Raw genomic sequence first — 23,424 nt, 5'->3', positions numbered from 1 at the left:
GCGGCGACGTCACGCTGACTGATTTTCATTTTTCCACTCCCGTCCGGTTGCCTGCTGCTGTTGCTGCATACGGCTGTTGCTCAGGGCCTGCGCTTTCGGCGCGTCCATCACCAGCATGCCCTCTTTCAGCACCACCACGCGCTCCACCAGCTCCAGCACCGGAACGCGGTGGGTGGCGACCACCAGGGTGCGGTTGCCGAGCCAGGCGCTCAGACGCTGGATAAACTCCCGCTCGGTGTGCTCGTCCAGCGAGGCCGTGGGTTCATCCATCAGCACGATATTCGGGTCCCGCAGGAGCATACGCGCCAGCAAAATGGACTGGCGCTGACCGCCGGATAACCCGACGCCGTTTTCCATAATTGGGTAGTCCAGCCCCTTCGGCAGCTTCTGGACAAAGGCTGCTGCGCCGCACATCTCCAGCACCTCGAAAATTTCTTCGTCGGTGGCGCGCGGCATGCCGAGAGTGATGTTCTCGCGCAGGGTGCCGTAAAACAGCCGCGCGTTCTGGGTCATAAAGCCGACGTTGCGCCGCACGTCCGCCACGTCGAGATGGGGCAGACTGAAGTTGTCGAGACGCAGCTCGCCGCCCGCCAGATCCATGCCGCCCGCCATCGCCTGTAGCAGCGTCGATTTCCCCGCGCCGTTGCGCCCGAGGATCGCCACCTTCTCGCCGGGTTTGATCTCCAGGCGGTTAATGCGCAGCGCCATGCGGGGATCTTCCGGGTGATAGCGGAACTGCGCCTGCTCAAACAGATAATGGCCGCGCAGCACGTCCTGGCGGATCGGCGTCTCTTCCCGCTGGTTTTCCGTGGGCAGTTGCATGATGCTGTCCAGCCCTTCCTTCGCCGCTTTGACCTGCTGCCAGCGCGCCAGCACGCCGCACAGGGTGGCCATCGGCGCAATCATGCGCGAAGCCAGCATCGAGGCGGCGACCACCGAACCGGTGGTTAAAGTGCCGTCGATCACCATCGGCGCGCCGACCACGATCACCCCGGCATACACCAGGCTTTGAATGGTCATCCCCCAGTTGATCAGGTTTTGCGTCAGCTCGCGGGTGCGCAGGCCGGATTCGGCGGTGATCTGGATATAGCTGTTCCACTGCTGCAAAAAGCGGTTCTCCGCCTGCATCAGTTTGATGTCCTCCAGCCCCTGCACGCTCTCCACCAGCACCGCGTTGCGCAGGGTTGATTCATGCGCCGACTGCTTCGCCAGCGCCGCCAGTTTCTTTTGCAGCAGCAGGCCGGGCAGCACCATGATGATCGCCGCGACCGGGGCGATCCACGCCAGCTGCGGGGCGATGATCGCCAGCACCACCACGAACAGTAAGAAGAAGGGGAGATCGACAATGGTCGAAATGGTGGAGGAGGTGACCATCTCGCGGATCTGCTCCAGCTCGCGCAGCTGGGAGATAAAGCTGCCGGTAGAGCGCGGGATGGCGCTGTTGCGCAGGCGCAGGGCGTGGCCGAAGACGCGATCCGAGACGCGCAGATCCGAGCGTTTGCCCAGCAGATCCATGATGTGCCCGCGCGCCACGCGCAGCACAAAGCCAAACAGCGTGGCGATCAGCACGCCGATGGTCAGCACGTAAAGCGTGGGGTAGGACTGGGCGGGGATCACCCGGTCGTACACCTGCATCGAAAAGACAATGCCCGACAGCGACAGCACGTTGATAAACAGCGCCGCAAGCATCACCCAGCTGTAGGGGCGCAGGTCGCGCATCACCAGCCGGTAGAGCCAGTCCGGACGGTATTTTGAGATATAGGCGTCCACGCGGCTGTCCTTCAGCGCGGCCAGCGGGCGCAGGGCAATAACGTGGCGGATGGCGGGCAGCATCGCGCTCAGCGACAGACGGTTGGTGTGCGTGGCGTCATCGAAGAAACTGACTTCCAGGGTGTCCTCGCCGTCGAAGTGATCGATGACGCCAATTCTCCCCTCGGTTAGCTCCACCACCACCGGCAGACGCCAGCTGTTGATGGCATGCCGATCCGCCGTCAGCAGCTGAAACGACAGCCCGGCTTCGCGGGCGAGCTGGGTAAGGGCCGGGACCCTCTGCTTGCCCTTAAGCCACGGGGCACCTGCCATCAGCGCGCCGGGCGAACAGGCCACGCGATAGCGCGTGGCAACGTAGCCAAAGGCCTGCGCCCACTGCGCCAGCGCCTCATCCGTCATGGGCTCACCCTGCGGGATATCGCGTTGCTTCATGGCTGGATCTCCACGGTCTGGATGGTGCGGTTTTCAAGGTCGAACGCGTGGCGCAGGCGTCCGGTATTGTAGAGGCAGTTCAGATGGAGCTGATGCAGCTGCCCGGCAGTTTGCTGCTGGGTGAAGCGGGCCTGATAGACTTCCTGCTCGGCGTTGAGGACGTCCAGCAACGGGCGCGACCCGAGGTCGAGATACTGCTGCTGATAGAGTTCGCGGGTGCGGGCGCTCAGCGCCTCCTGACGGCCCTGAATTTGCAGCGTACTCATCAGGCTTAACACCTGACTGCGCGCCTCCAGCAGCTTCTGCCGCACGTCGAGACGGGTGCGCTGGATTGTGGACTGCGCGGACTCCACCGCGTGTCCGGCGGCGTTGCGTCTGGCGGTCAGGCCGCCGCCCTGATAGAGCGGCATCTGCACTTTCACCCACGCGGAATACTGGGTGCGGTCCAGCGTTTGGTTGCCCGCGTAGCGATCGTTAAGGTAGTGACGCACCTCCGGCTCCAGCGAGACGGTAGGGGTCATCTGGGCGTTGGCGTAGTCGAGATTAGCCTGCGCCACGTTCGCCTGTGCCCAGGCTGCCAGCACGGCGGGCACCAGGCGGTCGTCCGGCTCGGCGATATCGCAGCTGCGGGACAGGCTTTGCGGGAAGTCGTTGCTGACGGTGTTGAGGCTGTTCCAGCCGAGGAAGCTCATCAGCGTGGCGCGAGCGCTGTCGAGGCTGGCCTGATACTGCATCAGTTGCGCGCGTGCCCCTTCGATACGGGCATCAGTCTGCACCACGTCAGAAAGCGACGTTGCCCCTTCGTCGTTTCGCAGTTTGGTCAGTTTGCCGATGGAGGAGAGCGCATCTAGCTGCTCTTTGGCGGTGTCGACCATCTGCTGCATGGTTTGCACCTGCACCATGGCGATGGCGGTATCGTGCGCGATGGTATCGATGCTGACCAGCACGTTGGCCTGCTGCTGGGCCACCCCGGCGGTTTCGGCGCGGACCTGGCTGGCGACTTTGCCGAAATCGTAGAGCATCTGGGAAAGGGAGAGCACCAGCGACGGGGTAAAGCCATTGTCACCGCCGTCGTGGGTGTAGCCGTTCTCCATGCCGGCATTAACCTGCGGATAGTATTTCGATTTGGCGACGTCGACCTCTTCGCTCTGCTGGTAAAGTTTACCGACGGCTTCGCTGATGGCGGGGTGCCAGGTGACGGCGCGGTTAACGGCTTCGCCGAGCTGGAGCGTGCCGGGTGCGGCGTTCCCGACCACCGGCGCGACGCGGCCGCTTAATGAAGGTAGCTCCTGTGATTCGCTCAATTCTCCTGTATTAATCATCGCGGCGGAACTGGCAGCGATAGCGGGCACAGATATCAGGCAGCACGAGAGCCACCAGTAAGGCATCTTTATTCCCATGTCTTATCCCTAATAAAAAAGTACTGCTTTATTGTTTATGCCCGGGCGCTGTGCGCCCGGGTCATTTGGTGCAGGTGCTATCAGGTAATGATGTGTTGCTGATTTACCAGCTCGTCGTAGGTGGTCTGAACGTTGTCCAGCGTAACGAGCGTGGTATTAGTGTAGGTGCCCCCTGCACCATCACGGTCGATGGAGATCACAGTATTGCCATTACTATTAGTGACATGCAGGTAGTTACCCAGGGTAGAGGCACTGCCGTTCCAGCCCACCAGCAGATCGCCGATGTCGATCTTGTCTCCCTGCGCCAGTGAGAAGTTGGTCCAGTGATCGCCCGCCGTGCTGTTGACGTTACCCGCCGTGGCGTTGCCCACCGTGTTGTTCAGCACCTGATAAATCAGCGTATCGCCGTAGGCCGTACCGGTGATGACGTCGTTATGCTCAGAGCTGATGAACTGCGGTGCCATGTTGATGGTCAGCGTGGCGCTGTCCGTCTTACCGGCCGCATCGGTCAGGGTGTAGTTAAAGACCTCCTTCGAGGTGATGGTGGAGAGTGACACCCCGGCGTTGAGGGTGTAGGTGTAATGGCCGTCCGCCGCAATCGCCAGCGTGCCGTAGTGACCGACGACGTTGACGGTGGCGCTGCCGGTGTACGGATCCAGCGTGGTGGTTACGCCGTTGTAGCCCGTCACGCTCAGGCGGGTATCCACCGAGTGCAGCTGATCCATTGCCCCGGCGGAATCCGTACCGTCAAAAATATTACCGTTGACGGTGTGGCCGCTGGTGGCGTCGAACTGGCTCAGGGAGTAGGTGGTCCCGGTGACGCTCGGGGTGATGGTGACGCCGCCCAGCCCAAGTGCAGGCATGCTCCCCGTATAGCTCAGGGTGTAGGTGCCCGCGTTAAGATCCAGACCGGTCACGGCGATATCCGCATTGCCCCCCAGCAGCAGCCCGCCGCCGAACGATCCGGTCCGCAGAGTGGTGCCCCCCTGGGAGATCGTCCAGTTCACGGTCAGCCCGCCCAGCGTCAGCAGCGAGGCGACGTTGAAGTGCAGCACCACGTTATGCAGCGCGGTATTAGCATCGACCACGAAGGTCCCGCTGCCGCTGCCCGACGTTGGGGCCAGCAGGGCGGCGTTCCAGCTCGCCGTGCCCACCGTGGTGTCCGAGTAGGCCGAGGTATGGTGCACCGAGGTGACATCCAGAACCTGGCTGACATCGTTCACCGCGTCCATCGCCCGGGCGGTTGGCGTGATGTTCAGCGACGCCGTATCCTTCGCGCCGCCAGGTGCGGTAATGGTGTAAACAAAGGTATCCGGGGTGTCGATATGGTCTGCACCGACGCCCGTTTTCAGGGTGTAGGTGTACTGCCCGGATGCGTTGATGGTCAGCGTGCCGTACTCCCCGACAATGCTGGTTACGCCGCTGTTGTTCACCGCGACGCCGTTCACGTCAGACACGACGGTGCCGGATGGGGCAATGTCGTCTGCGAGCACGTTACCGGTGGTGCTGGTGCCCACGCTTGAGACGCTGTAGACGTGGTCTTCCAGCACGTTAAGCGTATAGCCCGTCAGCGCCGTGATCCCCGCGGCGGTATTCAGCAGGAACAGATACTCTCCGGACGGCAGGTTCAGCGTCAGCTGGGACGAGGTTCCGCCCAGCAGCGGCGCACGCAGCCAGCCCGGCTGAACGCGCATCTGCTCAAACGTCTGGGTCGCATCGTTGAACTTGTAGACATACAGGTCAAACACCGAGGCCAGCGCCACGCCGCCAACAGAGGCCTGGATGGTCATGGTACGGGTGGTGCCTTCCTCAACGCTGTAGATGATCGGATTGCTCAGGTCATCCAGCAGGTTCAGGCCGAGCGTATTGCCGAGATTAATCCCCACCACGGTAAAGCCGCCCTGCGACGAAGTACCGTTATTGATCTCATGCACGGTGGTGTCGTAGGTCAGCGACGCCGTGTTATCGACGGCCACAATGCTGTTTGCGGTGGTGCCTGCACCCAGGGACAGCACCAGATTCGCCGAGGCGCTGGCACCGTTATGGGTGATGGTGTAGGTGAAGTTCTCCGTCCGGCCAATCACCGAGGCGCTGGTATTGGTCAGGTTGTAGGTGTAGGTCCCGTCAAGGTTGATGGTTAACGTACCGTAGAGGCCCTGAATGACGGTGCCGTTCGCCGTGACGTTGACCGTGTCGCCCTGAGAGTTAGTGACTGCACTGACCGTGGTCCCTGCCGGGGCGTTATCGCTGCCGGCTGTAGGATCCGTATCGAGAATCACGTTCCCGCCGAGGCTGGTTTCCCCGGTCACGGTGCCTGCGCTGGTCTCTTTCACCGCCACATCAATACTGGTGTAGGAGCCGGTTGCCAGCAGGTTGGTGTTGTAGCTCAGCACGCGATACTGACCGTTGGCAAGCCCGGCCAGGTTCAGGGAGACGCCGGTTGCGCCTAGCGTCAGCAGGTCTGCGAACTGCGGCTGTCCGGTATCCACCACCGTGGTCCAGGTGTTATTCACGCTATCGAAACGCTGCACCACCAGCTCAAGGGTGTTGAGCAGTGACAGCACCGCGCCGGTGGCGTTGGCATTGACGGAGATATCCGCGCTGCCGCCGCTTCCCACCGTGAAGCCAACCTGCGCGGTGTCATTGCCGAGCAGCGTCAGCGCGTTGCCCAGCGCGCCCACCAGAAGGAAGCCGTAGTCGTTGTACTGCGCGTTCGTCACCGTGGCCGTGGTGCTCAACTCCAGCTCTTCGACGTTAGTGCTGGCCGACAGCGGTACGACCGGCGCAAGCGCTGAACCGATCGGGGAGACGTTGCCCGCGGCATCGGTGGCGGTAATTTGCAGCGTCTGGCCTTCCGTCTGCTTATTCAGGAAGGTATAGGTAAAGTTCCCGTTGCTGTCGGCGGTAGTCGTGACCGTCGAATTATCCGCCAGACGAATGGTCACGGTGCTGCCCGCTTCGGCGTTGCCGGTCAACACGCTGCCGTCCGTATTAAAGGTGCCGGTAGGCTGAGTCGGCGCGGTAACGTCGACAATCACCGTTGTGGCGCCAGATATCGGACCGGTGCCCGTCGCGTTGGATGCCGAGGCGGTAAAGGCGTGGGAGCCTTCGCTCAGCGCCGGGGTGGTGAACGTCCAGTTCCCGGCACCGTCGGCAACCGCGGTCCCCATCGCCACGCCGTTGTTATACAGGGTAACGGTAGCGTTAGGCTGCGCCGTCCCGCTCAGGGTCGGGGTGGTGTCATCGGTGGTTTTGCCGTTGGTCAGATTGCCGGTCACGGTACCGACGTTATCGTTAATATTCGCGATCACCGGCGCGTTCGGCAGGGTGGTGAACGGCGCCGTAACCGAGGCGTTGGCACCGGCATTACCCGCTTTATCGGTGGCAAACGCCAGCAGCGTTTCGCCCCCGGTCTGTGCCGGAGCAATGGTCACGTTAAAGTTGCCGCTGCCATCCGCCGTCGCCGTACCCAGTACCGTCCCGGTGCTGGTGGTGATAGTGACGGTGCTGCCCGCTTCGGCTGTGCCCGTTACGTGTGTACCGTTGGTAATAACAGCCAGTCCGACAGGCAGTGCTGGCGGAGTCACATCAACGGTGATCGAGGTGACAGGTGATGCCGCGCTGGTATTACCTGCGGCATCGGTCGCCGTGGCGGTAAAGTTGTGCTGGCCTTCGGTCAGCGTGGTGCTGGTCTGCGGCAGCGTCCAGTTGCCGTTGGCATCGGCGGTGACGGTGCCAACCAGCGTGGTGCCATCGTAGATCCGCACCGTTGCGTTGGCTTCAGCGGTGCCGTTGAGCGTCGGACGGGTGTCGTTGGTCGGGTTACCGCCGGTAATGGCCCCGGTTACGGTGCCAACATCGTCCACGATGGAACTGATGACCGGCGCGGCTGGCGCGGAGGCATCCACGACGATAACAAAGCCGGTGGTTGGCGCACTGACGTTACCCGCTGCGTCGGTCGCGGTGACGGTCAGGGTGTGAGAGCCGTCCCCCAGCGCGGTGGTCGGGGTAAAGCTCCAGTTTCCGCCGGTGGCGACCACGCTGCCCAGCAGGGTGGTTCCATCGTAGATGTTCACCGTTGCGCCGGCCTCTGCGGTGCCGTTGAGGGTCGGCAGAGCATCGTTGGTCACCTGGCCGTTGGTCAGGTTAACCGTCGCGCCCACGTCGTCCACCACCGAGGTGACAACAGGCACGGCTGGCGGGGTAGTGTCGATGTTAATGACAAAGTCCCCCGATGGCGTGCTGACGTTGCCCGCCGCATCGGTCGCCGTTGCGGTAATGGTATGCGGGCCGGTGGTCAGCGCCGTCGTGAGCTGAATCGTCCAGGAGCCGTCCGCCCCGGCGGTGGTCTGGCCGATCTGTATGCCGTTCTCAAACAGACGCACCACAGCGTTGGCTTCGCTGGTTCCGTTGAGCACCGGCAGCGTGTCGTCGGTGACTTGTCCGCTGCCGAAGGTGCCGGTCAGGGTGCCGACATCATCAACGCCCTGGCTGATAATCGGCGCGACAGGCGCAACGGTATCCACTACCACCGTGAACCCGGTCGACGGCTGGCTGAGGTTGCCCGCGGCATCGGTTGCCGTCAGCGTCAGCGTGTGGCTGCCGTTGGCCAGCGTGGGTGAAAAGGTCCAGTTACCGGTCTCATCCGCGCGGGTCTGGGCGATCTCCACGCCGTTATCGTAGATGCGAATAACCGCGTTGGCTTCCGCAGTTCCGGCGAGCGTCGGCTGAGGATCGTTGGTTGCCTGGCCGTTGGTCAGGGTACCGGTCGACGGCAGCTGATCGTCGGTGACGGTGTTGAGCACCGGCGCGTTAGGGACCAGGGTATCGACCGTCAGGTTAAACAGGGTGGTGCCAGTGCTGGTATTGCCCGCCGGGTCGGTCGCCGTCAGGCCCAGAACGTGCGGCCCTTCGCCAAGCGGCGTGGTGGGGGTAAAGGTCCACGTGCCGGAGGCATTCACCACGGCGGTACCAATCTCGACGTTGTTATCAAAGATATGGATGGTGGAACCAATTTCCCCGGTGCCGTTCAGGGTCGGCTGGGTGTCGTTGGTGGTGGAGCCGGTAGCTAACGCACCGGTGCCCGGGCCAATATCATCCAGCACGCTGGTGAGGGTTGGCGCAACCGGCGGCGCGGTATCCACCGTCAGAACAAAGGCCGGTGTATTCGCCGAAACGTTGCCTGCGGCATCGCTGGCGTTGATGCGAATGCTGTGTGGCCCCTCCGGCAGGGCGGTGTCTGGCGTCCATGTCCAGGTGCCGTCGCTGCCCACCTGCACGGTGGCGATTTCCGTGCCGTTATCGAGAATATGGATCGTCTCCCCATTATTTCCCGTGCCGGTCAGGGTTGGGGTGCTGTCGTTCGTGACCTGGCCTGACGTCAGCGCGCCATTCACGCCGCCGGGAACGTTATCCGTGACGGCGGTCAGCACAGGCGTATCGGGCACCACGGTGTCGACGATCACGGTGTACTGGTTCGATGATGAGCTGACGTTGCCCAGTGGGTCGGTGGCCGTGACGTTAAAGGTGTGGGTTCCGTCCGTCAGCGGTGACGTTGGCGTAAAGCTCCATGCGCCGCTGGCGTTGGCCAGTACGGTGCCAATCTGCGTGCCGCCTTCGAAAATGGCAATGGTGCTGTTCGCTTCGGCGGTTCCCGAGAGCAACGGCGTGGCATCGTTCGTCGTGCCGCCGCTCGGCACGTTGACGACCGTCCCGACGTTATCCTCCGCGCCCGTAATGACCGGCGTCGTCGACACGGTATCGACAATAACCACAAACGGAGCGGAGTCTGGCCCCTGATTACCCGCCGGATCCGTAGCGCGCACGGTAAGAGAGTGGGTGTCGTTGCTGAGCGCAGACGGCGGCGTAAAGCTCCACGCACCGGTTGCGCCCACCACGACGGTGCCAAGCAGGTTGCCGTTATCGTAAACCGAAAGGGTGTCGCCAGGCGTCGCGGTACCGCTGAGGGTTGGGCGATCGTCGTTGGTGGCCTGGCCGGTGGTGAGTGGCCCGGTTCCTGGCCCCACATCATCCGTTACGGCACCGATGGTTGGTGCTGCAGGCGCGGTAGTATCGATGGTGACCGTCGCAGCCGGAGAGAGGCCGCTGGTTTGCCCGTCGACCGTCGCGGTGACCTCGAAGCGGTGTAATCCTTCCGTCAGTCCCGTGGTCGGGGTGTAGCTCCAGGCGCCGGTCGTGGCGTCTGCGACCACGGAGCCCAGTAACACACCATCGAGATAAAGGGTGACGGTACTCCCGGCGACGGCGGTGCCGTTCAGGGTTGGTGTGGTGTCATCGGAGCTTCTGCCTTTCACATCGCCCGTGACCGGGCCTTCGTTGTCAATCAGGGTAGTGATCACCGGGATAGCCGGCAGGTCCGGCACGTCGACGACGGTGAACGGCGTTTCAGCGCTTACGTTACCGGCGAGGTCGGTCGCCGTGACTTCCAGCGTGGTTGGGTTGGTTTGCGCAGGCGTCAGGGCGATAGAGAAGGTCCCGTCTTGCCCCACAACCCCGGTGCCGATAACGGTGGTGCCATCGCGGACAGTGATGGTTGAACCGGCTTCACCCGTACCGGTAAGCGGCGTGCCTTGCTCCGTCAGCGCCAGGTCGGCAGGCGCGCTCGGCGGCAGATTGTCCACGTTGAGGGTAACGGTGGTCGATCCCGATAGGTTGCCTGCCGCATCGGTGGAGGTGACCACGAGAGTGTGAGAGGTGTTATCCGCCAGCGCAGGGTCGGGTGACCATGTCCAGGTGCCGTCCGGCTGAACCACGGCGGTGATGGTCGATGGCGTATTGTCGATGCTGACCGAGATGGTCGCACCCGGTTCACCGGTCCCGCTCAGCGTCGGTGCCGTGTCCTGAGTGTAGTGAACGCCGCCGACCAGATTACTGTCGGAAACGCTATCCACCAGCGGCGTCGTTGGCGCAACGGTATCTATCGTCACGCTGTAGACCGGGCTGGTGCCGCTGACGTTGCCCGCCGCATCAATCGACGAAGCGGTGAGGTTCAGCGTGCCGTTTGGCAATGCGGTGCCCGGCGTGTATGTCCAGACGCCAGCGTCGACGAACACGCGCGCGATTTCGACGCCGTTATTGTAAATAATCACCTGATCGCCGGTGGTGCCCGTGCCGGAGAGGGTTGGGGTGGCATCATCGGTTGCTCCCCCCGTAGCAACACCTGCGACATCGGTAATGACCGGCGTGACGGGAGGCGTGGTATCCACGGTAAAGGTGATATCCGAAGACGGAACAGAGACGTTACCGGCTTCATCGGTGGCGGTGGTGGTGATCGCATGCTGCGCATTGCCCAGCGGCGTGTCAGGACGCCACGTCCAGTTGCCGTCCGCCCCGACGGTGACCACCCCAATCTGCTGGGCTGTATCGCCGTTTACGCTATCGAAGATGGTGATGACATCGTTTGGCGTGCCGGTTCCGCTCAGGACCGGACGCGGATCGTTGATGCTGTCCCCTGCGGTGACTGGCCCCGTCACCTCGTTGACGTTATCAACGACGGTTGGCGGAGTTGGTGCATCCGGCGCTTCGGTGTCAATGGTTATCGAAACCGGCTGTGACGGCGCACTTTCGTTACCGGCCCCGTCCTTCGCGGTGACGGTCAGCGTCAGGTTATATGTGCCATCGTCTAACCCTCCCGGCGGGGTCCAGGTCCAGACGCCGCCCGCCGGGATGACCACGGTGCCGAGAGCTTCGTTCCCGTTATAAATGGTGATGGTATCGCCTTCGGTGCCGGTACCAGACAGCACCGGGTTGGTATCACGGGTAATATCGCCTGAACCGAGCGTAACCTCTGAACCGTCCGGATTCACCGTGACGGCAGGGGCGTCCGGCGTATCCGGCGCCAGCGTATCTACGCGGATGACGATTGGATCCGAGGTGGTCGTTGTCCCCGCGCTGTTGGTGGCGACGACGGTCAGCGAATGCGTGCCGTCGGGCAGGGGAGAGGATGGCGTGAAGGTCCACTGACCAGTGCCGTTCACTGTTGCAGTACCGATAGGGTTCGCCCCGTCGAAGACGGTAATGGTGGTGCCCGGATCGGTGGTCCCCTGCAGCAGAGGCGAAGAATCGTCAGTGACTGCGCCGTCAGTCAGGCCGCCAGTCACTGGCCCAACGTCGTCGGTAATCGACTCGATCACCGGTACCGACGGTGCGTCGGTGAAAATGTTCAGGTTAAAGCCTGGGGAGGCCGGGCTTTGGTTCCCGGCAGCATCGGTGGCAACCGTTGTCAGGACATAATTGCCATCAGGAATGTCGGCAGGCGGCGTAAAGACCCATGCGCCGTTCTGTCCCACCACTGCGGTCCCGAGCGGATTACCATCGAGGAGAATGGTGATGGTTGCACCCGGCTCGCCGGAGCCGTTGAGCGTTGGGCGGTTATCGTTAGTCTGTTGACCGCTGGTCAGCGCCCCGGTCACGCCTTCGACGTCGTCCACCACGCTGCTGACCACCGGTGCGGCAGGCAGTTGGGTGTCTACCGTGATGCTCCAGCTGTTGGACAAGCCGCTGCTGTTCCCGGCCGTATCGGCTGCTGAAACGGTAAAGATGTGCCCGCCCTCGGCCAGCGCCGGTGGCGTGAAGCTCCAGTTTCCGGTTCCGTCGACCTGGACCGTATCGACAAGCCTGCCGTTATCGAAGATCGAGATCGTCGAGCCAGCCTCGCCGGTTCCACGAAGCAGCGGGGTGTTGTCATTGGTTGTCACGCCATTGCCGAGCAGGCCCGTATTTGCTTCAACGTTATCCTCCACGGAGACAATCACCGGCACCGCTGGCGGAGTAACATCCGGTGCGTTGACCGGGGTGGAATCGCCGATATTACCGGTAGGATCCTTGGCGCTAACGTCGAGGGTTTCGCCATTTTTCTGCGGCGGATTAAGGGTGACCGTGAAATTACCCGCATCATCAACCGGGCCAGTGCCGATGGTGGTGGTGCCCTGTTTCACCGTCACCGTGGTGCCTGGCTCTGCTGTACCGGTCAGGGTGGTGCCATCCGGGCTAACGGTCAGACCCGACGGGGCATCAGGCGCCGTGGTATCCGGGGCTGTGGTTTGCGCCGGTGTGCTGATATTGCCGGTACCGTCTGTGGCCGTTACGTCGAGCACTTCGCCATTATTTTGCGCCGGGCTTAATGGAATGGTGAATGTACCATCCTGGCCGACAGGGCCTTCGCCGACCGTCGTGCCGTCCGGATCTTTAATGGTCACGGTACTGCCTGGTTCAGCGCTACCTGAAATACTTCCTCCGTCAGGCGCAACGACCACACCGGTTGGGCTGTTCGGGGCCGTGCTGTCCGGGGCTTCAACCGGGGTGGCGAGACTTCCGTTACCTGCTTTGTCTGTCGCGGTGACGTTCAGGGTTTCGCCATTTTTTTGTGCCGGGGAGATGGACACCGTGAAGCTGCCATCGTTTCCGGCGACGCCCGTGCCTATCGTCACGCCGTTAGCATCTTTTACGGTGATGGTGCTGCCCGCTTCGGCGCTGCCGGTGACCTGAGTCCCGTTCGCCACAACGTCAACATCGTCAGGCGCAACGGGAGGAACGGTATCAATAATCACGGTAAAGGAGATGGAATCACCGCTGGTGCCCGCCGGCGTGGTGGCCGTTGCGGTTATCACGTGCGTATTATCGAGCAGGATCGGTGAGGGGAAGCTCCACTCACCGCTGCCATTCGCCAGTGCGGTGCCAAGCAGAACGCCATTGTCATAGAGGGTGATAGTGGCATTCGGTGCTGACGTCCCGCTAATCAGCGGGGTGTTGTCATTGGTCGCCTGACCGAAACCGACGGAGACGGGGTCGTCCCCGTTATCGTTATCCACGCGGATGATTACTGGCGTGTCCGGGAAGCCGGAATTACTGGCGGTGAAGGTCGTGGCGTTGCCGAGGTTACCGGCGGCATCTTCGGCGACGGCGGTCAGCGTTTTGCCATCGGTTTGCGCTGGCGTCACGCGAACGGAATAGCGTCCGTCCGTGCCGGCGATCCCCTGTCCAATTAACGTGGTGCCGTCATAGATAAAGACCGTGCTGCCCGCTTCCGCAACGCCGGTCACGAAGATCCCGGTATCGGCCATCGGCTCGACCTGAGGCGGTTCGGGCGGGGTGGTATCAACCACAAAGTTGATCGGCTGTGACGGCTGGCTCTGGTTGCCCGCCGGGTCGGTTTCCCGCACGGTGATGGCGTGCGGCCCTTCAGCCAGAGCGCCCGTTGGCGTGTAGCTCCAGGTTCCGTTCGCGCTGACGGGAACGGTGGCAATAGGCTGGCCGTTATCGTAGATGGTAATGGTGTCGCCCGCGGTACCTGTACCGCTCAGCCGTGGGCGCGTTTCATCCGTTAGCCCGCCGTTCTCGACCGCCCCCACGATGCTGCCGCTGGTGTCATTGACAATGACGGCCACCGGCGTGGCGGGTGGCGTGACGTCGACGGTGAAGGTAAAACTCCCGCCCGCAACCGTGGTGTTACCCGCCGCGTCGGTGGAACGCACGGTTATCTGATGCGACCCTTCAGCGAGATCGGCCGACGGCGTGAAGGCCCATGTTCCGTTGGAAGAAACGGTCGTTTGACCCAGGTAGACACCTTTGTCGTAGACGGAAATGATGGTCCCGGCTTCGCCTGTCCCGTTAAACGTCGGACGGGCGTCATCGGTCACCTGCCCGCTGGTGAGCGGGCCTTTGAGGGTGCCCACATCGTCCGTCACGCTGCTTAAAACGGGCACCGTTGGGGCGACGCTGTCTACGATCACCGTGTACGCGCCGGATGCCGCACCGGTGTTTCCGGCGGCATCGGTGGCTTTGACGGTGAACTGATGGCTGCCTTCACCCAGGGTAATGTCCGGGGTAAATGTCCATTTGCCGCTGCCATCCGCCTTCACGGTACCAATAGCGATCCCTTTATCGTAAATGGTGACGGTGGAATTAGCTTCGGCGGTACCGGTCAGGGTTGGACGCTGATCGTTGGTGCTGCCGCCGTTACCCACAGCACCGGTATTGGGGGAGACATCATCGGTCACGCTGGTAATGACGGGGGCCTGAGGTGCCAGGGTGTCTACGATGAACGAGACGTTTGTTGAGGCAGGGCTGGTATTTCCGGCTGCATCTGTCGCCGTGGCCGTAAGAGTATGGCTGCCTTCTGCCAGCGCGGTTGCGGGCGTAAAGCTCCATTTTCCTTCGGCGTCCACTTTCGTGATGCCAATGGCTTTGCCGTTATCGTAAACGGTGATGGTCGCTCCCGCCTCACCAATGCCGCTTAGCGTAGGGGTTGCATCGTTGGTCGGCTTGCCGTTGCCGACGGGGCCAGCGTCAGAGCCAACGTTGTCATTGACCAGCACAATCTCAGGGGCGTCAGGCGCGGTGGTGTCCGGGGCGGTGGCGTGCGCCTCCTGGCTGACATTTCCGGAGGGATCGGTTGCCGTCGCGACAATTTGCTGCCCATTCGTGAGCGGCGTGCCAAGCTCAATGGTGAAGGTGCCATCGCTGTTGGTTTTACCCGTGCCGATCAGGTTACCTTCGCTGTCTTTCAAGGTGATGGTACTGCCGGGTTCGGCTCTGCCCGTCACCGTTTTGCCATCGCCTGAAATCTGTAGGCCGGTCGGTGCATCAGGCGGCGTGGTATCCGGATTGTTTGGGTTTCCGGGATTGCCCGGGTTACCAGGATTCGAATTATTATCGTCATCGCCGCCGCCACCACCGCTACTTGCCGCGATAGCCACCCCGCCAGCAGCGGCTAACCCGCCCAGCACCCAGGGCCAGACGGCTGCGCCACCGGTTTCGCTCCCCGAGGCGGCAAGCAATACGTCTGTCGACGCAATGGATTCATACGTGGCAGCCCCGGTAGGATCTTCAATCCACCACAGCGCGCCGTCGCTCTCGGAAAGCACCAGCTGGCTCACGCCTTGCGCATCCGCGACGTAAAAATTCTTGAGGGTAATCACTTCGCCGGAGTGAAGGGAAATGACCAAATCGTTCCCGTTGCGCGCGTAGTTGGCAATATCGGCTCGCTCGACATGAAGCTCCACGATCGAGGAATGACTCAGCGTAACCTGAGAGCCCTCCATTGTTGTTTCCACGCCGGTAAGTTTTGAGATAACAGAGATTTGGCTCATATTGTTATTACTCCAGAAGAGTTGTCATGGACGGCAAATAAGACATGGCCATCTCTTTGTGGAGGGACAAGCGCGCCCCCGGCAGAGCTGCTGATGTTTAATCAGCGCTCACCGTACTTTTTTCGGCGCGATCGATGCCCGCCAGCGTGAAAAGTGGCAACATCAGAATGAAACTATTTATTTAGAACAGATTACGTTACGTGATTAATTTCCTGTAATAGGCAAAACCCTGTTATTAATAAAGGAAATAAATATTTAGGTGTAAAAATGATATAGCTACAAACGGATTAATATGCAAATTAAGCTTCCGTAAAGCTATTGAGAAACAATGAAGGGGGAATTAAATGATTTATGACTAATAAAAAAACACGCTATTTATTTGTGGGTTTTTTGTCTATAAAAAACAATAACTTACATATTTTGCTGGTGCTGTTTTTTGGCGAAAATATTTCGAGGATTATTCAGCTCAAAACTAAGTTGTATGAGTGCTTAATTAATATTTAAGTTAGGGTAAACTTATCTGCTACAGGATATATTATGTTTGTTCGCATTTTTTAAATATATCCCTGTGCATATCATATCTTCTGCTATGAACGAAAAAACAAAACGCAGAGGAAAAAGAAATAGAGCATAGAAGCGGAAAGATTATTCGCAGAAATAAAAAAGGCCGCTGGCGCGGCCTTTTAGGTTCACAGAGAATTATTCAGTGACTTTCTTTTCAAGGTCGCTGGCACCTTGTTTGGTTTTATTCCAGCCTTTTTCGGTCCCTTCTTTGGTGGCATCCCACCCTTTCTCGGTACCTTCTTTGGTTTTGTGCCAGGCTTTCTGCGAATCTTCGCTTACCTTGCTGCCGACGCTATCACGCTTACCTTCAGCGGCATGCTGTTGCTTCAGCTTCAGCTCTTCACCCTTGTTCTGCTCTTCATGCAGCTTTTGCTTCGCGTCGTTAGCGTTAGCATGGGCGGCCGCTACGGTATCATCTGTTGCATGTGTCGTTGCTGCTAAAACAGGGGAAGCCAGCAGAATGGCAGAAAGTGCAATAATTGTTCTTTTCATAATTTCCTCATCTAACGTTTCGGTTGTGAGCGTGATTAAGGGTGACACAGACGAAACGGTGTGGCTCTAGGAAAAAACTGTAATGAGATCAAGACAGCGATCGCGCAAGTGGATCCTGAGGGTAAGGGAAGTTACTGGGAATGGCTATCCTGAGCAGAATTGGATAAATACCATCAATCAGAATTTTTCATTTTTATAGAGAATAATTCATCTGAGAAATAATGTTAAAAGAGAAGCGTAAGCATATGCAGATTTTTTTTGTACTGCTTTTGCAGGCTGCAATCAATAAACCTTTATAATCGAACCCAGCTCCGCATCGCAGCCCGATAAATGGCTGAAGGTACGGGTATCTCATCTCTATGGAAATATAAATAAAGAATATTAATCTGATGAATCAATGATTGATGGATGAAATGTGTTTTTTTAAAAGTATCTATTAACCAGGCTAGCCTGTATTTTAAAACTTAATATTGTCCATTATCGGACTGTTTTAGTGCCGCGACATACCTCAGAATCAGGCAATTACTGCATTATTTAATAGCCTCTCTTAGGTATTGAGTTTGCTGGTGTTGATATTGCCGTATTGATTTAAATCAATAAAAAAGCTGATGTTTCGCATGTGCCTGATTTTTGTCTCATGCATGGCTATTAATTCGGTGTTTATGTAAAAAAGTAGTCAATACCCCTTTAGTTTGATGCTGCAGAAGTATTACTATTTGATTACATTTGGTGGAAAATTCTTAAGAAATATCCTATTGAAGATCTTCGATCTGCGAAGTTGATCTTGAGTAGTTATTTGTTCTAGTATTGCTGTGTAAAGAAACGTCGTTCATTTAACAATCATTCCTTAAGGAAAGGGACTGCTATGGCTGATACGTTCCAGAATGAAGTGCCTAAGGCACGCATTAATTTAAAGTTGGCTTTACACACCGGGGGCGCGCAAAAGAAAGTCGAACTGCCCCTTAAGCTCCTTACCGTTGGTGATTTCAGTAATGGCAAAGAGTCCCGTCCATTATCTGAACGCGAAAAAATCAACGTCAACAAGAATAACTTCAACAGTGTGCTTTCAGAATTTTCTCCAGAGGTTAATCTGACTGTCCACAATACGCTGGCAGGAGACGGTTCAGAAGAGAGCGTAAAATTACGTTTCTCCGATATGAAAGACTTCGAACCAGAGCAGGTTGCCCGTCAAATTCCTCAGCTACGCGCGATGCTGGCAATGCGTAATTTATTACGCGACCTTAAATCCAATCTCCTTGATAACGCCACTTTCAGAAAAGAACTAGAGAAAATTCTTAAAGACCCGGCGCTGTCCCAGGAATTACGCGATGAAATGAGCGCGCTTGCCCCGAAATAAGCTGCGTGCACGTTTTTTAATGGATTAAATGAGAGAATGCTGATGTCTGTTAATACTGAAACAAGCCCGGCACAGGGGCAAACCAAGGTTCTTGAGAAAGACGGCGTTTACGCCTCTCTGTTTGAAAAAATCAATCTGACCCCGGCGTCCAGCCTGGGTGATATCAACACCTTTCTGGATGATGCCGCGCTGTCTGACGCCCCGGCGGGTGAACGTCTGACCGCGGCGATGCAGGTCTTTATGGACTGCATTCGTAAATCGGGTCAGCAGGTTGAGAAGCTCGACAAGACGCTGATTGACCACCACATCGCTGAACTGGACTATCAGATCAGCCGCCAGCTGGATGCGGTGATGCACCATGAGGAGTTCCAGAAGGTGGAATCCCTGTGGCGCGGCCTGCAGCAGCTGGTGGACAACACGGATTATCGCCAGAACGTGAAAACCGAAATCCTGGACGTCTCCAAAGACGATCTCCGTCAGGACTTCGAAGACGCGCCGGAGCTGGTCCAGAGCGGCCTGTACTGGCACACTTACACCGCCGAGTACGACACCCCGGGCGGCGAGCCGATCGGTTCGGTGATCTCCTCTTACGAGTTCGACGCCAGCCCGCAGGACATCGCGCTGCTGCGCAACATCTCCAAAGTCTCCGCCGCGGCACACATGCCGTTCATCGGCTCCGTCGGCCCGAAATTCTTCCTGAAGGACTCCATGGAAGAGGTGGCTGCGATTAAGGATATCGGCAACTACTTCGACCGCGCCGAATACATCAAGTGGAAATCCTTCCGCGACACCGACGATTCCCGCTACATCGGGCTGGTGATGCCGCGCGTGCTGGGCCGCCTGCCGTACGGTCCGGACACCGTGCCGGTACGCAGCTTCAACTACGTTGAGCAGGTGAAGGGCCCGGATCACGAGAAATACCTGTGGACCAGCGCGTCGTTCTCCTTCGCCTCCAATATGGTGAAGAGCTTCATCAACAACGGCTGGTGCGTGCAGATCCGTGGCCCGCAGGCGGGCGGCGCGGTGAAAGATCTGCCTATTCATCTGTATGATCTGGGCACCGGTAACCAGGTGAAAATCCCGTCAGAGGTGATGATCCCGGAAACCCGCGAGTTCGAGTTCGCCAACCTCGGCTTTATCCCGCTGTCTTACTACAAGAACCGCGATTACGCCTGCTTCTTCTCGGCGAACTCTGCCCAGAAACCGGCGCTGTACGACACCGCCGATGCGACCGCCAACAGCCGCATCAACGCGCGTCTGCCGTACATCTTCCTGCTGTCGCGCATTGCCCACTACCTGAAGCTGATCCAGCGTGAAAACATCGGCACCACCAAGGATCGCCGCCTGCTGGAGCTGGAGTTAAACACCTGGGTGCGCGGTCTGGTGACCGAAATGACCGATCCGGGCGACGAGCTGCAGGCGTCACACCCTCTGCGCGATGCGAAGGTGGTGGTGGAAGACATCGAGGACAACCCGGGCTTCTTCCGCGTGCGTCTGTATGCGGTGCCGCACTTCCAGGTGGAAGGGATGGACGTGAACCTGTCTCTGGTCAGCCAGATGCCGAAAGCGAAAGCATAAGGCGGTAGCAGGGATGAAAATTTATCGTCCGTTATGGAGTGACGGGGCGTTTCTCGCCCCGCAACAGTTCCAGCAGCAGGCCCGCTGGGATGCGCACGTTGCTGATAACGTCGCACGAATGGCGCTGGCGCATCCCTGGGGGGTGCTGTGCGCTGAGTTTGACGACAGTGCACTGTCGCTCTCCCGCCTCAATGCCACGCGTCTGGCGGTACGTTTTGCCGACGGAACGCTGGTGGACACGGATCTGGCGGATAACCTGCCGCCAGTATGTGATGTGTCCGCAGTGGGGCAAGAGAGTGTGGAGGTGCTGCTGTGCCTGCCACTGCTCAGCGCGAACGGCGGTAATCTGGATGACGGGCGCGACAGCGCCCGTCCTCGTCGCTGGATGTCTGAGCGGGTGACGGTTCAGGAGCTTGCCGGTCATGAACGTAGCGATCTGGCGGTACTGCGTCATGCGCTGACGCTGCGGCTGTCCACTCAGGAAAACAGCGCGTATCTGACCTGCCCGGTGGCGAGGCTTACCCGCAATACGCAGGGGCAGTGGGTCCGGGATGCCGAATTTATCCCACCGCTACTGTCGCTGGAGGCCAGCCCCGTAATGACGGGGGAACTCAGGGATCTCCTGCACCGCCTGTCAGCACGGCGTAAGCGTCTGATGTCGATGCGACGTGAAAGCAATGAGCGGATGGCGGATTTCGCCGTGGCGGACGTTTCCCTGTTCTGGCTGCTTAATGCCCTGAACAGCGCGGAGCCCGTGCTGACAGAGCTGCACCAGACGCCGACACGCCACCCTGAACTGCTGTATCGGGAGCTGGCACGGCTTGCCGGCAGCCTGTTGACGTTTTCTCTCGAACACCACGCCGACGATATACCTCCTTACCGGCACGACACGCCGGAGCGAGTATTTCCGCCGCTGTTTACCCTTCTGGACCATCTTCTGGAGGCCAGCCTGCCGTCGCGGGTTATCGCCATTGCGCTGGAACAGGGTGAGGACCAGGAGATCTGGCGCGGAAAACTGCACGATGCGCGGCTGCGCGAAGGCGCGGATTTCTATCTCTCCGTGCGTTCTTCCATGCCAAACCATGAACTGCAGACCCGCTTCCCGCAGCTGTGTAAAGCAGGCAGCCATGACGATGTGTCTGAGGTGGTCAATATCGCCCTGAGCGGCATGGTCATTAAACCGCTGAGCCATGTCCCTGCGGCTATCCCGCTGCGTCTGGAGAACCAGTACTTTGCGCTTGACCTGTCCACCGATGCGGCCCGCGCCATGCTGGAAGCAGGAAACTGCACCTTCTACACGCCGCAATCGCTGGGTGACGTGAAACTTGAACTCTTTGCGGTGCTGCGCTCATGAATACCCCGGATATTGATCTGATTAACCAAACGTTTTATCCAGGCTGGCTGATGGTCAGCCAGTTGCGAAGTGGCCATGAAATACAGGACGGCGAGGCGCTTTACCGCCGCGCCTGCCGGTGGGTGAAGGACGCCCGCGAGTCTCTGACTCAGGCTGGCTTCAGCGAGCTGAGCTGTGACCGGATGTTATATGCCTACTGCGCCCTGCTGGATGAGAGCGTGCTTAACCGTGACAGGCAGGATGATGGCTACCGCCGGTGGCGTAAAGATCCGTTGCAGGCCCGGTTTTTTAGCACCCTGAACGCGGGTGAAGAGTTGTGGGAGCGCATCCGCCTCATCCTGCGGGAACCCGCGCCGGATGTTGCGGTACTGACCTGCCTGTACCGGACGTTACAGCTCGGTTTTGTCGGCGAATACCGCGCGCAAAATGACGAGCGGCGCGAGGACGTGATCCGTGCGCTCAGCGAGCGTGTACCGCCCTTTACCCTGACGCAGGAATCTCCTGTGGTGGTCAAGGCACCAGGGCTGCGCAGTGGACGCAGACTGTACTGGCTGGGCTGGGCGGCAGGCTTTGTGGTACTGGTGGCGTTGTGGTTCACCTTTTCCTCAGTGCTGGCGCAGATGGTGTCACAAATTACAGGGCAGGGATAAGGGATGCGTGAATTATCCCGGGTGGTACTGACGATGCTCGCCACTGTGCTGGCGCTGTGGCTGGTACTGGGTTTCTGGCCGCTTTCCGGCGGGAGCAAGTTTGCCCTCTGCCTGTGTATTTTACTGACGGGCGGCGCGGTGCTGTGGCGACGGTTTCGGCGTGTATCTGCAGTCCGTGACCAGCATGAAGAGAACATTCTGCCGCCTGAGGGGTTTCAGGGGGCAGTGGTATTCGTCTGTGGCGATACCGCATCGCTGTTTTCGCAGGGCATGACGCATCGGGAAACGCGCCAGGGCTGGTATCTGCGGGTAGATAATGCTGAGCAACTGCCGTTGTTGGCCCAGCATCTGGCGAACGCCCGTCCTGACCTGGTGCCCCAGGTTTCTGTACTGCTGGCGGTCGTGCCGGAGCAGCATCATTCAGAAGAGGGGCTGTCGCAGTCTCTGCGCGGATGGCGGCGAAGTATTGCCCAGTGCCGCGCGTGGCTGAATGGCCTGCCGCCGGTCTGGATCGCGGTCTGGGTAACGCCGCCGGAGGGCGAATGCCCCGAAACGGAGGACTGGTTTACCGTGACGCCGGACCTGCCGGGTGTGCGGGTGCGTCAGAGCAGCCATGTTCCGCTTCCGGTTGATGACTGGCAGCGTGAGGCCACCGGTAACGCTTCCCGGCTCTATCATGCGCTCTGGCTGGACAGCGTGCTTGCGCTGACGGAGCGTCATATTAACCCACCGCTGAGTGCCCGACAGGCAGAACTTCCGGCCCTGAAACTCTGCGCCTGCGGTATCAGCCTGACGCCGGTCTCTGCCGTTGCGGATAATCTCTGGCAGCAGCAAATAGGGGAGATCACCACGCTCGCCCCGGACAGTGCTCCCGTGTCGGAGATGCTCTCTCTCCCGGATGTCCTTCTTCCGTATCTGCCGCGCCGCCAGGGTGTCAGTCGCCGGATGCAGGATATACGTCTGGCTGGGGGTATCTTTTTTCTGTTCCTCGCGCTGGCGATGCTGGCTTCCTTTATTAACAACCAGCGACTGGTCCGCAGCGTCGGCGATCACCTTGCCGTCTATCAACGCCTTAGCGGTACGCCGCATGAGCCAAAACTGCAGGCTCAGCAGCGTCTTCGCGCCGACAGCCGCCTGCTTGATGACTGGCTGCGTCGCGGCGAGCCGCTGCGCTACGGTCTGGGGCTGTATCAGGGGATGCGTCTGATCCCGCCAGTGGAGGCAGCTATAAACGACTGGACGCCGCCACCTCCGCCTCGTCCGATCATCAAGCAGATCGTGCAGGGACCGCAGACGATCCGTCTCGACAGCATGTCGCTGTTCGACACCGGCAGGTGGGCGCTCAAATCCGGCTCGACGAAGCTGCTGGTCAACTCGTTGGTGGGCATCAAGGCGAAACCCGGCTGGCTGATTGTGGTGGCGGGCCATACCGACAGCACCGGCGACGACAAGTCTAACCAGGTGCTTTCTCTTAAACGCGCGGAATCGGTGCGCGACTGGATGCGCGACACCGGCGACGTGCCGGAGAGCTGTTTTGCGGTGCAGGGCTATGGCGAAAGCCGTCCTGTCGCAACCAATGACACGCCGGAAGGCCGGGCGCTGAACCGCCGTGTCGAAATCAGCCTGGTGCCGCAGGCGAACGCCTGCAAGTTACCGGGCAACCCCCATGCGTCATCGCAGGATGATGGCGCATTAAAAAATGAAATGGAGAAATAAC

The 23,424-nt window shown here is 59.6% G+C and carries 9 protein-coding genes; 5 read left to right on the top strand and 4 right to left on the bottom strand.

Translation table 11 applies throughout. From position 1 onward, the window contains the following. Positions 1–9: 9 nt before the first annotated feature. From QLG21_RS19650 to QLG21_RS19635, 4 genes are all read right to left on the bottom strand, one after another. Entirely contained in the window at positions 10–2,202 is a 2,193-nt protein-coding gene (locus tag QLG21_RS19650; protein ID WP_282485052.1) for a type I secretion system permease/ATPase, read from the bottom strand. After that, entirely contained in the window at positions 2,199–3,602 is a 1,404-nt protein-coding gene (locus QLG21_RS19645; protein WP_282485051.1) for a TolC family outer membrane protein, read from the bottom strand. Before QLG21_RS19645 ends, QLG21_RS19650 begins: the two co-directional genes overlap by 4 nt. 80 nt (positions 3,603–3,682) lie before the next feature. Continuing rightward, the gene (locus QLG21_RS19640; protein ID WP_282485050.1) at positions 3,683–15,712 is read right to left on the bottom strand and encodes a BapA/Bap/LapF family large adhesin; all 12,030 of its coding nucleotides are present in this window, start codon (positions 15,710–15,712) and stop codon (positions 3,683–3,685) included. A gap of 699 nt (positions 15,713–16,411) precedes the next feature. Continuing rightward, positions 16,412–16,768 (bottom strand): hypothetical protein, encoded by a 357-nt coding sequence (locus QLG21_RS19635; RefSeq protein ID WP_137849805.1) that lies wholly within the window; start codon positions 16,766–16,768, stop codon positions 16,412–16,414. A gap of 865 nt (positions 16,769–17,633) precedes the next feature. Here QLG21_RS19635 and tssB point away from each other — a divergent pair. Genes tssB through QLG21_RS19610 form a run of 5 tightly spaced genes read left to right on the top strand, consistent with a single transcriptional unit; the run spans position 17,634 to position 23,423 of the window. Then, positions 17,634–18,125 carry a type VI secretion system contractile sheath small subunit gene (gene tssB, locus QLG21_RS19630; RefSeq protein ID WP_137849804.1) on the top strand — a complete coding sequence of 164 codons (492 nt, stop codon included), beginning with the start codon at positions 17,634–17,636 and terminating at the stop codon, positions 18,123–18,125. Positions 18,126–18,167: 42 nt separating this feature from the next. Then, positions 18,168–19,703, top strand: coding sequence for a type VI secretion system contractile sheath large subunit (tssC, locus tag QLG21_RS19625; protein ID WP_282485049.1), 1,536 nt, complete (start codon positions 18,168–18,170; stop codon positions 19,701–19,703). A gap of 13 nt (positions 19,704–19,716) precedes the next feature. Beyond that, positions 19,717–21,057 carry a type VI secretion system baseplate subunit TssK gene (gene tssK, locus QLG21_RS19620; RefSeq protein ID WP_282485048.1) on the top strand — a complete coding sequence of 447 codons (1,341 nt, stop codon included), beginning with the start codon at positions 19,717–19,719 and terminating at the stop codon, positions 21,055–21,057. Next, entirely contained in the window at positions 21,054–21,707 is a 654-nt protein-coding gene (tssL, locus tag QLG21_RS19615) for a type VI secretion system protein TssL, short form (protein WP_282485047.1), read from the top strand. The genes tssK and tssL overlap by 4 nt, the downstream gene beginning before the upstream one ends. Before the next feature lie 3 nt (positions 21,708–21,710). Further along, positions 21,711–23,423, top strand: a complete 1,713-nt coding sequence (locus tag QLG21_RS19610; protein WP_137849800.1) for an OmpA family protein — start codon at positions 21,711–21,713, stop codon at positions 23,421–23,423. Position 23,424: the final 1 nt, after the last annotated feature.

The sequence above is a fragment of the Enterobacter sp. V87_3 genome, assembly GCF_029967835.1.
Taxonomy (GTDB): domain Bacteria; phylum Pseudomonadota; class Gammaproteobacteria; order Enterobacterales; family Enterobacteriaceae; genus Enterobacter; species Enterobacter cancerogenus.
Note: the sequence above shows the minus strand (reverse complement) of the source record. Positions and strands in the feature narration are given on the sequence as shown.